This window comes from Parvibaculum sp. (assembly GCF_035511255.1).
Classification (GTDB): Bacteria; Pseudomonadota; Alphaproteobacteria; order Parvibaculales; family Parvibaculaceae; genus Parvibaculum.
This window is the reverse complement of the sequence record NZ_DATKFR010000319.1, coordinates 1-9929: the sequence shown is the minus strand read 5'-3', so window position 1 is coordinate 9929 and position 9929 is coordinate 1. Positions and strand designations below refer to the sequence as shown.

Annotated in this window: 12 protein-coding genes; 9 read left to right on the top strand and 3 right to left on the bottom strand. The window is 64.9% G+C overall.

Translation table 11 applies throughout. The annotated features are described in order from the left end of the window. Positions 1-73: 73 nt before the first annotated feature. Positions 74-517, bottom strand: a complete 444-nt coding sequence (locus tag VMR03_RS12590; protein WP_325405721.1) for an NUDIX domain-containing protein — start codon at positions 515-517, stop codon at positions 74-76. Between the two features lie 146 nt (positions 518-663). On the opposite strand from VMR03_RS12590, the gene VMR03_RS12585 reads away from it, so the two are divergent. The 5 genes from VMR03_RS12585 (at position 664) to VMR03_RS12565 (ending at position 4015) form a co-directional block, all read left to right on the top strand. Beyond that, entirely contained in the window at positions 664-1467 is an 804-nt protein-coding gene (locus VMR03_RS12585) for a hypothetical protein (protein ID WP_325405719.1), read from the top strand. A gap of 55 nt (positions 1468-1522) precedes the next feature. Further along, the gene (locus VMR03_RS12580; RefSeq protein ID WP_325405717.1) at positions 1523-2392 is read left to right on the top strand and encodes a class I SAM-dependent methyltransferase; all 870 of its coding nucleotides are present in this window, start codon (positions 1523-1525) and stop codon (positions 2390-2392) included. A gap of 111 nt (positions 2393-2503) precedes the next feature. Beyond that, positions 2504-3001, top strand: a complete 498-nt coding sequence (locus tag VMR03_RS12575) for a response regulator (protein ID WP_325405715.1) — start codon at positions 2504-2506, stop codon at positions 2999-3001. A gap of 10 nt (positions 3002-3011) precedes the next feature. Next, positions 3012-3512, top strand: a complete 501-nt coding sequence (locus tag VMR03_RS12570) for an Hpt domain-containing protein (protein WP_325405713.1) — start codon at positions 3012-3014, stop codon at positions 3510-3512. Continuing rightward, entirely contained in the window at positions 3509-4015 is a 507-nt protein-coding gene (locus tag VMR03_RS12565) for a response regulator (protein WP_325405711.1), read from the top strand. Before VMR03_RS12570 ends, VMR03_RS12565 begins: the two co-directional genes overlap by 4 nt. Here the strand turns inward: VMR03_RS12565 and VMR03_RS12560 are convergent. After that, the gene (locus tag VMR03_RS12560) at positions 4005-4823 is read right to left on the bottom strand and encodes an alpha/beta hydrolase (RefSeq protein ID WP_325405709.1); all 819 of its coding nucleotides are present in this window, start codon (positions 4821-4823) and stop codon (positions 4005-4007) included. The two genes, VMR03_RS12565 and VMR03_RS12560, sit on opposite strands and share 11 nt — an antisense overlap. 231 nt (positions 4824-5054) lie before the next feature. Between VMR03_RS12560 and VMR03_RS12555 the strand changes: the two genes are divergently transcribed. Beyond that, positions 5055-6188, top strand: a complete 1134-nt coding sequence (locus tag VMR03_RS12555) for a ferritin-like domain-containing protein (RefSeq protein WP_325405707.1) — start codon at positions 5055-5057, stop codon at positions 6186-6188. Between the two features lie 73 nt (positions 6189-6261). On the opposite strand, the gene VMR03_RS12550 is transcribed toward VMR03_RS12555, so the two are convergent. Next, positions 6262-6861: a helix-turn-helix domain-containing protein gene (locus VMR03_RS12550; RefSeq protein WP_325405705.1), complete on the bottom strand. Its 600-nt coding sequence runs from the start codon at positions 6859-6861 to the stop codon at positions 6262-6264. Between the two features lie 81 nt (positions 6862-6942). Here VMR03_RS12550 and VMR03_RS12545 point away from each other — a divergent pair, with 81 nt between their 5' ends. From VMR03_RS12545 to VMR03_RS12535, 3 genes are all read left to right on the top strand, one after another. Beyond that, positions 6943-7572 (top strand): hypothetical protein, encoded by a 630-nt coding sequence (locus tag VMR03_RS12545; RefSeq protein ID WP_325405703.1) that lies wholly within the window; start codon positions 6943-6945, stop codon positions 7570-7572. A 130-nt stretch (positions 7573-7702) separates the two neighbouring features. After that, the gene (locus VMR03_RS12540) at positions 7703-8374 is read left to right on the top strand and encodes an outer membrane protein (protein ID WP_325405701.1); all 672 of its coding nucleotides are present in this window, start codon (positions 7703-7705) and stop codon (positions 8372-8374) included. Between the two features lie 179 nt (positions 8375-8553). Next, positions 8554-9929: acyl-CoA synthetase (locus VMR03_RS12535; RefSeq protein ID WP_325405699.1), on the top strand; the 1376-nt coding region annotated here is incomplete at its 3' end.

Here is a 9929-nt window from a genome sequence, read left to right as displayed (position 1 = left end):
GCAAGGGATGAGGGCCCCCCACCCTAAAAATCCTTCGGATTTTTAGACCTCCCCTCCAAGGGGGAGGTAGGACTTACCAGAGGTCCGGCGCGGCCTCGCCCATCAGAAATTCCATGATGCGGGCGCGCGTGCCGCGCGTCGTCTCTTCTGGAAGCGCATCCGGCGGAAAGAAATCATATTCCGCGATCTCGAGGCTCCTGCGGTCGATCCTCTCGTAGTCGCCGTGCTCGATCAGATAGAGCGCGACGTGATCGGATTTGAACTCTCGGAAATTCGCGTAGAGACCGAGGAGCCTGGGCCGGGCCTGGAGAAGGACGCCGACCTCCTCGTCGAGTTCGCGCCTCAGCGCCGTCGGCGCGGTCTCCGAACGCTCGACGCCGCCGCCCGGGAGATACCAGCCGTCGACATAGGAATGGCGCACCAGAAGGATATGCCCCCGCTCGTCGCGGACGAGGCCCCGCACGCCCACGGTCAGCGGCCGGCTGAAGCGGTAATAGAGCCGGGTCAGCGGCCGCACGATTTTCCAGACGGGGGAAGGGAGATTCGCCATGGATCGAGAGTAGCAGATCGCCGCCGCAGTCGTCGTTTAGGTTGCGTCAATGTATGCCGCATAGGCTCGGGACACCGGGCGGACGGGCCACCGCCGGGGCCGAGGTCGAGGCGATGGGCATTGTTTCACTGCTGACGGGCAACCGTAAAAAGAAGAAGAACGGGACCCCCGCAAAGCCGCGCGCACCCCGCGCGGCGATCCGGCGGGCGCTGCGCCATGCGGCCGCGGTCAACGGTTCTTCATCCGCCGCCGAACTCGGCCAGCGTATTGCGACGGGCCTGTCCACGATCGAAACCGCCGTCCTCGCCATCGACACGGTCGCCGACCGGCTTCGCGAGGCACTCGACCTCGTTCACGCGGCGCAGGCGACGGAAGATGCGGGCCGCCGCGCGCTTTTCGCCGGGCGCTATGACGACGTGCGGGCCGAAATCGACGCCGCCGTGGGATCCGCCTCCCACAACCGGATCAATCTCATCAACGGCAGGCTGATCGGCGGCCAGCATCCCGCCCTCGACATCGCGGTCGACGAGAGCGGCCGCGCGGGAATCGCAATCCAGGTCGTCAACCTGACGACGGGCGCGGGCGGGCTCGCGCTGTCGCCACCGCGATCGGGCTTTGCGGACGACGCGGAGCTTGCGACGATCGCGGCCGAAATCGACGCCGCGCAGACGCTGGTGTCGCATGTCAGCGGGCGTTTTCTCGATCACGCCGCCCTGATTTCCTATCGTCTCGCCCGCCTGCAATCGGCGGCGGGACCGCGCTCCATCGAGCCTGAACTGCCGACCGGCGCCGATCTCGTCGCGCCCGCCGAGGCGCCCTCCGACCGCGAGCTGGGGCCCATCGAACTCGGAATCACCGAGGTCGAGCATCGCCTGCGCGAACTCGCCCTCCGGGACGAACACCGTCCCGCCGATTGAACTTGCGGTCCCCGCTCCCCAAGTCCCATCCTCGGGACGAAAAGCGGGGAGAGCCATGTCGACTTCACAAGAAACATCCGGCGCCAATGCCGAGCAGATCGAAACCTGGAACGGCACGACCGGAGAGAAATGGGTCGCGCATCAGGACCGGCTCGACCGGATGCTCGCACCGTTCGGCGAAAAGCTTCTCGAGGCGGCCCATGTGCAGCCAGGCGAGCACGTTCTCGACATAGGCTGCGGTTGCGGCGTGACCACGCTCGACGTCGCGCGGGCGGCGGGTGCCGGCGGGCATGTGCTCGGCGTCGACATCTCGGCGCCGATGATCGCACGGGCGCGCGACAGGGCGGCGGCGGAAGGCAGCACGGCGACGTTCGAACTTGCCGACGCCTCGTCCCATGCCTTCGCGCCCGGCACCTACGATCTCGTCGTGTCGCGCTTCGGAGTGATGTTCTTCGACGACCCCGTCGGGGCCTTCGCCAATCTTCATACCGCTCTCAAACAGACGGGGCGGCTCGTCTTCGTCTGCTGGCGTCCGCTCGGCGAAAATGCCTGGGTCTCGGTGCCGCTGCGGGCGGCGCTCGCCCATGTCGCACCGCCCGCGCCGCCGCCGCCGGGAACGCCCGGCCCCTTCGCCTTCGCCGACAAGGCGCATGTGACGGGCATTCTCGAAAGCGCCGGCTTCCGGGAGATCGCATTGACGCCCTTCGACGCGACGTTGACGCTCGGCGCGTCCGGTCCCGGCGCCATGGACGAGGCTCTGCTGCAAACCTCGGAGATCGGACCGGTCAGCCGCCTTCTCGCGGATCAGCCGGACGAGGTTCGCGCGCGGGTCAGGGCCAGCATTCGCGAGGCGCTGGCCGAACATCTGACGGCGAACGGCATGTCCCTCGGCGGCGCGGTGTGGATCGTCACCGCGCGGGCGTGAGTCTTACCCACATGTAAACGCGCCGGCCCGCTACGCTTTGTTTAGAACATATCCGCTAGGCTTCGCTTCTGGCACGTGGGGTGCCGGTTTGAGCAGCGCTTGTGGGGTAGCATGGCTCGGTCCGTATTCGAAATGTTGACGGTGCTCGTCGTCGACGACAGCCTGCATATGCGCAGGCTCATCGCGCGTCTGCTCGAGGTCGCGGGCGTCGGCGAAATCGTCGTCGCCGGCGACGGCGAGGAAGCCTGGGCGAAGTTCCTTCAGCACAAGCCCGACATCGTCATCACCGACGCCGCCATGACGCCGACCGACGGTTTCGCTCTCGCGCAACGCCTGCGCGCGATCGGCGAGGACGAGCTCAGGGCCGTGCCGATCATCATGGTCTCCGCGCATAGCGAGTTGTCGGCCGTCGAGCGCGCGCGCGACGTCGGCGTCACCGATTTTCTCTGCAAGCCCGTGTCGCCGCGCCTTCTCTACGAACGCCTCCTCGGCGCGCTGAACCGTCCGCGCAAGTTCATCGAGGCGCCGACCTTCGCCGGCCCGGATCGCCGGACGGTATCGGCCGAGATCGAGTGGCCGGAACGCCGGTTGCCGGTGAGCTACATCTGAGGGGCATGTGATGAGCGACGTTCCATCTTCCGACGTGCCGGCGCGCTTCCTGCGCCTTCCCTCGATCGCCGAGCGCAAGCTCGGCGCCGATTATACGGCGCCCGTCCGCCTCGATCCGCGCGTTCTGGAACAGATGCAGCAGACGATCCGGGAACTCACCACCAAATATTCCGAGAGCCTGAAATCCCAGGTCGGTTCCCTCTTCTCCTTCGTGGAGCAGGCCGGCGACGGCGACCCGGAGGCACGGCGTCAACTCTATGCAGCCGCACATGAAATCCGCGGCCTCGCGGGCACGTTCGGCTATCCGAGTATCGGCCGCTTCGCCCACTCGCTGTGCGGCTACATGGAGCGCTACAAAGACATTCGCGCCACCGTCATGCGCTTCCACATCGAAGCGATGTACGACGCCCTCAAGCCGGGCGGGGCCGACGAAAACCTCGTGCTCGAAACGCTCGCCTCACTCGAACGCCTGACCGCCGTGGCGCATGCGGGCGAGAGATCCGCCGGATGAGCGGAGACTCGCTCTTTGCAGCGCTCAGGGTCCTCATCGTCGACGACAGCGCGGAGATGCGGAACCTCCTTGTCGCGTTGCTCGACAGCATGGGCTTTTCCGGCACACTTTGCGCGGCGAGCGGCGAGGAAGGCCTGCGCATGTTCTGCGAGCGCCAGCCCGACCTCATCATCACCGACGGCAGCATGCGGCCGATGGACGGTTACGAGATGACGCGGCGCGTCCGCGGCGGGGAATGCCTCACGGAGGGGGAAGAAGTCTGCGACCGCGACGTGCCGGTGCTGATGATCTCGGGCCATGTCGGCGCCGAGGCGGTGAAGCTCGCGCGCGACAATGGCGTCACCGACTACATCGTCAAACCCGTCACGGCGGAAACGCTTTACGAACGCGTCCTCGCCGCCGTTTCAAAACCGATCCACATCGTCGAGACGAAGACCTATCGCGGGCCGTCGCCGACGCGGCGGCTCATTCCCCGGATATCAGACGGTCCGCTCAGCGAGTGACCTCGTCGAGGAAGCGCGCGAGCAGCGGATTGACGCGGGACGGTGCCTCCCAGAACGGCATATGGCCGAGCCCATCCAGAACATGCACCTGGCGGTCCCAGAGGTTCCTGTAGGTCACGGAACGCAGGAACTCGTTGCTGATGAAAGGTTCGGCTCCGCCGGAGACGACGGCGAGCGGCAAGGGCGAGGTCGCCGCGATTTCGCGCCCGTCGAGATCCGCGCCTTCCATCGCCGATTTCAGCATCAGCGGGCGGAAGCGCCCGTCGGCACGCCTTGCGGCTTCGATCATCCAAGGCTCGAGCGTCACGCCCTCGCCCGTCGTGTCCTGCGCATAGAGGCGCGCTTCCTCATCGGTGAAGGTTTCCTGAAAGGTGAGGTGCATGTGCGGCGACGGCAGGAAGGCCAGCTCCATGTCGGCGGCCCCGGCGGGCGGCGTACCGGTGATCCAGGCGGCGATGGTGCCGGGCCAGCGGTCCATCATTTCGAGGGCGGCGTGGCCGCCGAGCGACCAGCCGACGATGACGGCTTGCGATATGCCGCGCGCATCGAGGAAATCCATCGCCGCGTCGGCGAAGCCGTGAATGGAATAGGTGGCGGCGGGATCGGGTGCGTCCGAACTCGCGCCGTGGCCCGGCAGGTCGAAAGCGATCAGACGGTGACGTTTGCCGATCTCGCTCTCCAACTGGCGGCCGAAAATCTCCTTGGCGGAGGAGTTGCCGTGAATGAAGAGGACCGCCGGCCCGCCGCCCGCCGTTTCGGTCCAGGCAATCCGGCCATGATCCGTCTCCGTGAAACCCGTCTTCTGCATCGCCCGTCCCTTTTGTTTTCAGCAGGTTAGCACCGCCGCGGGCGATTCTGCACGGGGCGGCGCGGCGTGATCCGGGTTTATGCTTAAAAGTGACATGGGCGTCATTATTTTTTGCCCACATTAACCCTCGGGGCTATATTGGAAACAAGGGAACTGAGGCCGGAGGCATTCGGGAGATGCGCCGGCGCTGGAGGAACAGGCCGGGCCCCGGCCGCGAAGAGGGAGGACTGCATGACGAAGATCGAAACGAATCTGACCGTGGATCCGGCCTATGAAGCCGTCGCCCCGGACGATTTTCCCGCGATGATGGATGTCGACCGCTATGGCAAACGCTCCAGCGCCTTCGACAAGATCATCTCGGCGACGCACGACCATTTCTGGGATCCGATGGACAAGAAGTACATCGACTTCTCCCAGCCTTTCGACATGGAGAACGAGTATCTGATCGATCCCGATCAGAACACCGATCTCAAGACCGCCGTCGCCGACAAGCTCGACGAGAAGCAGAAGATCAAGCTCGTCAATCTGGACGTGCAGTGGGGCCTCTCCTCGATCCTGCACGGCGAAGCGGGCGCGCTCGCGCTCTCGGCCTCGCTCTGCCACATCCTGAAGGATCCGGGCGCGCAGGAATATGCCGCGAACCAGACGCGCGAAGAGGCGCGCCACGTCGCCGGCTTCTCGAACTACATCAAGGCGCGCTGGGGCAAGCCCGTGCCGGTCGGCCCGGCGCTCGGCGACGTGCTCACCGAGCTCGTGCTGTCGCCGCTCGTCTGGAAGAAGATCGTCGGCATGCAGATGCTGGTCGAAGGGCTCGCGATGGGCGCCTTCGCGACTTTCTACAAGGTCGGCCGCGATCCGCTGATGGTGAAGCTGATGCAGCTCACGATGACGGACGAGGCCTTCCACCACAAGTTCGGCAAGATCTGGGCGGACCGCACGATCCCGAACATCAACGAGGACGAGCGCAACCAGATCGAGGACTGGGCGTGGCACGTCTTCGAAATCCTGCTCTACAATCTCGGCAGCCCCGAGCAGAAGAAGCACATCTACACCGCCGTCGGCCTCGACTGGGAATGGGTGCAGGGCGCCTTCATGGAAGCGCTCACGGACGTCAACATCCGCAACGAGATGCAGGAGACGACGAACATCTTCCGTGTGCTCATCAAGACGCTGCTCAAGGCCGGCATCATCACCAGCCGCACGGCGGGCAACTACGCCGCCTTCATCGACATGAAGGAACTCTATGGCGAGAGCGACCGCATGATCGGCGACGACATCGCCGAGGAAGGCATCAAGTACCTGCTGCAGTTGAACGGCCAGGGCAATCGTGCCTACTCGCTCGACAAGATGTCGGCGGCGGAATAAGGGCGGGCGCATCGCTACGAATTAGGCGGCACCTTGGGGTGCCGCCTTTTTTGTTTGCCGCACGAGCCGGGCGCTACCGGCGCTTCATCAGCCCATCGATCATCAAATCGAGGCCGGCGGCATAGCGTTCGCGGGCGGCGTCGGGATCCGCCGCGCCGGCGATGCCGAGGCCGGCCTGCTGCAATGCGCCCGCGAGCAGGTCCGCGACCGGTTCCATCTCGGCGGGGTTAAGCGTTCCCTCGTCAACGAGGTGCTGGAGGGCGTGGTTAAGGAAGAGACTTGAAAGCGGCGCCTGCAGGGCCTTCCACTCCGCAAGGCCGAGCACGGCGGGGCCCTCGATCAAAAAGAGCCGCCGCACCTCCGGGTCGGCATAGATGCCGAGCAGCACACGGCAACCGACCTGCAGGTCTTCGCGGTCGCTCTCGATCCGGGCCATCGTTTCCTCGAAAAGCCGCCGGCCGATTTCCGGCAGCATCTCCTCCAGCACCGCCCGGAAGAGATCGCGCTTGTCGGCGAACTGATGATAGAGCGCGCCGCGCGTCACCCCCGCCTCGCGCACGATGTCCTCGGTTCCCGTGGCCGCATAGCCCTGCCCGGCAAAGAGCCGGCGGGCCGCCGCCATCAGCTTTTCGCGGTTTTTCGAGGGTTTTTTCGCCGGCGCGGCTCGGAGCATTTACTCATACTGCTTGTATGAAAAACTGGATCGGATTATACAGCCTGTATATCATACAGACTGCATGAAACGGAGGGGGACATGACGATCGACGCAATCGGCGCCAGCCGGGACGGGCAGCGCAAGATGGCCTGGACACCTTTCGCCGTCGTTCTTGCCGGCGACGCTCTCATTTTCGCGGCGGTTTTCGCGGTTTATCGCGGCGACACGACCGACGCGCTTCTGCATGCGGCACGCTACACGGCCCGCTTCTCGTTCCTCGTCTTTCTGCTGCCTTTCCTCGCCTCGAGCCTCGCCTGGTGGTGGCCCGCGACGAGAGGCCTGCGGGCAAACCGGCGCGTGCTCGGGCTTTCCTTCGCGCTGGCGCATTTCATCCATCTCGGCGCGCTGACAGGTTTCTTCCTCGTCAGCGGCCAGTCGCCCTCGCCCCTGAGCCTCGCCGGCGGCGGGGGAGCCTATGTCATGATCGCGCTGATGGCCGCGACCTCGAACGACCGGTCGGTGAAGACGCTGGGGCCGAGGCTCTGGGGACGGCTTCACCTGATCGGCGCCTGGTACATCTGGTTCATCTTCACTTTCAGCTATTTCGGCCGGGTGACGAAGGACGCGCCGCAAGAACCGCGCTGGATTTACGTGACGCTGTTCGCGCTGGCCGTCGCCGCCTTCGTCTTGCGCGTTGCAACATGGACGGCCCGGCGGCGGGCGGCATGACACAACCATCCACAACTTTATCGTTTCAAGGCACAGAAAATCGTTCCTCATGGCGCGCCACAATGGAGGCGCACTGTGCTATCGTGGTATATAACGTATACGGAAAATACGGATTTCAGGGAGGGACCTCATGAAGTATTTCACAGCGGCTGCGATGATGGCTGCCGTTCTGGCCGGCGCGACATCGGCCCAGGCCGAGGCGATGCCGTCCACGACGTCATGGACCGGGTTTCACGTCGGCGCGCATGCCGGTTATGCCTGGAGCGACACCTCGTCGGCCTATACGAATCCCGCGCTAAGTTCCTTCGATGTCAACATGAAGCCCGCGGGCGAAATCGGCGGCGTGCAGGCCGGCTACGATTATCAGCTCCCGAACAATATCGTGCTCGGCATCGAAACCGACATCTCGCTCAGCAACGTTTCGGACACGATCCACGACAGCCTCGGCTCGACCGTTCACGGCGGCAACCAGAGCATCACCTCGCGCACCGAATATTCGGGCTCGATCCGCGCGCGCGTCGGCTACGCGATCGGCAACTGCCTGCCCTACATCACCGGCGGCTACGCCTATAGCCATTCGCGCATCTCGGCGACGGACGGTCCGCTTTCGACGGATGTCGATTTCTCGGGCTGGGCGATCGGCGGCGGCGCCGACTACGCGCTTGGCGAGAACGTCTCGGTCCGGGCCGAATACGTCTATGCCGATTTCGGTTCCAAGACGATCTTCCCCGGCCAGGCCTATGAATCGAAATCCGAGCCGACGTCGAGCGCCGTCCGCATCGGCGTCAACTACAAGTTCTGACCGGGGCAAAGCCCGGCTTCAAAAGGCGGCGCCCCAAGGCGCCGCCTTTTTTGTGCGCAGCAACAGACTTCGGACGCCCTCGTTATCCGTGACGGGGGCTAAAATCGCTGTATCATGCCGCCCAACAGGAATTGGCCCGAAGAGGCCAGCATCACAAGAGTTCAGTTTGGGAGGACTTCATGCCTTGGAATTTCGGGGACATTCTCGACACGATTTCGCCTGCCCTGCCGCAGGACGCACCGGCCTTCGTCCATGAAGGGCGGACCATCACCTGGGGCGAGACGACGAAGCGGACGAACAATCTCGCGCGCGCCCTCGTCGAGCGCGGTGCGAAGCCCGGCGACAAGGTCGCCTTCTACATGCGCAACCGGCCGGAATACATGGAACTGCTGGCCGCCTGCTTCAAGGCGCGGCTGACCCATGTGAACGTCAACTACCGCTACAAGGCCGACGAGGTCTTCTACATCTTCGACAATTCGGACGCGCAGACCGTCGTCTACGGCTCCGAGTTCCGCGACATCATCGAGCAGATCCGGCCGCGCCTGACGAAGGTCGAGACCTATATAGAGGTCAATGAGGGCGGCGAGATCGCGCCTTTCGCGGAACGCTACGAGACGCTGGCGACGAGCGGCGCGGGCGAAAGGCTCGACATCAAGCGCGCGCCCGACGACATGCTCTTCATCTATACGGGCGGCACGACCGGCATGCCCAAAGGCGTGATGTGGACGCATGACGATCTGCGCGAAGTGCAGCTTTCGGCGCTGCGCCGCCTCGGCCCCGTGCCCGAGGATCTGCCGTCGCTGGTCGAGGCCATCAAGCTCGTCGGGCCCGCGGGACCCATCCTGCCCGCCTGCCCGCTGATGCATGGGACGGGGCTTCTCACCTCGCTCGGCAACATGATGAGCGGCGGCTGCACGGTGACGATCGAGAACCAGTCGCTCGATCCGCATGAGCTCTGGTCCGCCGTCGACCGTTCACGCGTGCAGACGATCGCCATCGTCGGCGACGCCTTCGCCAAGCCCATGCTGCGCGCACTCGACGAGGCGCCCGGCACGTACGACCTGTCGAGCATTGTTACCATCATCTCGTCGGGCGTCATGTGGTCGACGGAGGTGAAGCGCGGCCTGCTCAAGCACATGCCGAACGCGATCATGACCGACAGTTTCGGCGCCTCGGAAGCCGTCGGCCTCGGCTCCTCGCTGATGACCAAGGACGGAGAGATCGCGACCGCGAAGTTCCAGATCGGCGAACGCTGCAAGGTCTTCGACGAGAACGACGAACCCGTCGTGCCGGGTTCCGGCAAGCCGGGCTTCATCGCGCTCGGCGCGCCGATCCCGGTCGGCTATTACAAGGACCCAGAGAAATCGGCGAAGACCTTCAAGACGGTCAAGGGCGCGCGCTATTCGATCCCGGGCGACTGGTGCACGGTCGAGCCCGACGGCACGCTGACGCTGCTCGGCCGCGGCTCTGTCTGCATCAACACGGCCGGCGAAAAGGTCTATCCGGAAGAGGTCGAGGAAATTCTGAAGACGCATCCCGCCGTCGAGGACGCGCT

Bases quoted from the DNA above. Each gene is read 5' to 3' on its own strand.
- VMR03_RS12545 (WP_325405703.1), top strand. From the start codon at position 6,943: ATGACGATCGACGCAATCGGCGCCAGCCGGGACGGGCAGCGCAAGATG.
- VMR03_RS12560 (WP_325405709.1), bottom strand. From the start codon at position 4,823: ATGCAGAAGACGGGTTTCACGGAGACGGATCATGGCCGGATTGCCTGG.
- VMR03_RS12550 (WP_325405705.1), bottom strand. From the start codon at position 6,861: ATGCTCCGAGCCGCGCCGGCGAAAAAACCCTCGAAAAACCGCGAAAAG.
- VMR03_RS12585 (WP_325405719.1), top strand. From the start codon at position 664: ATGGGCATTGTTTCACTGCTGACGGGCAACCGTAAAAAGAAGAAGAAC.
- VMR03_RS12575 (WP_325405715.1), top strand. From the start codon at position 2,504: ATGGCTCGGTCCGTATTCGAAATGTTGACGGTGCTCGTCGTCGACGAC.
- VMR03_RS12555 (WP_325405707.1), top strand. From the start codon at position 5,055: ATGACGAAGATCGAAACGAATCTGACCGTGGATCCGGCCTATGAAGCC.
- VMR03_RS12580 (WP_325405717.1), top strand. From the start codon at position 1,523: ATGTCGACTTCACAAGAAACATCCGGCGCCAATGCCGAGCAGATCGAA.
- VMR03_RS12565 (WP_325405711.1), top strand. From the start codon at position 3,509: ATGAGCGGAGACTCGCTCTTTGCAGCGCTCAGGGTCCTCATCGTCGAC.
- VMR03_RS12570 (WP_325405713.1), top strand. From the start codon at position 3,012: ATGAGCGACGTTCCATCTTCCGACGTGCCGGCGCGCTTCCTGCGCCTT.
- VMR03_RS12540 (WP_325405701.1), top strand. From the start codon at position 7,703: ATGAAGTATTTCACAGCGGCTGCGATGATGGCTGCCGTTCTGGCCGGC.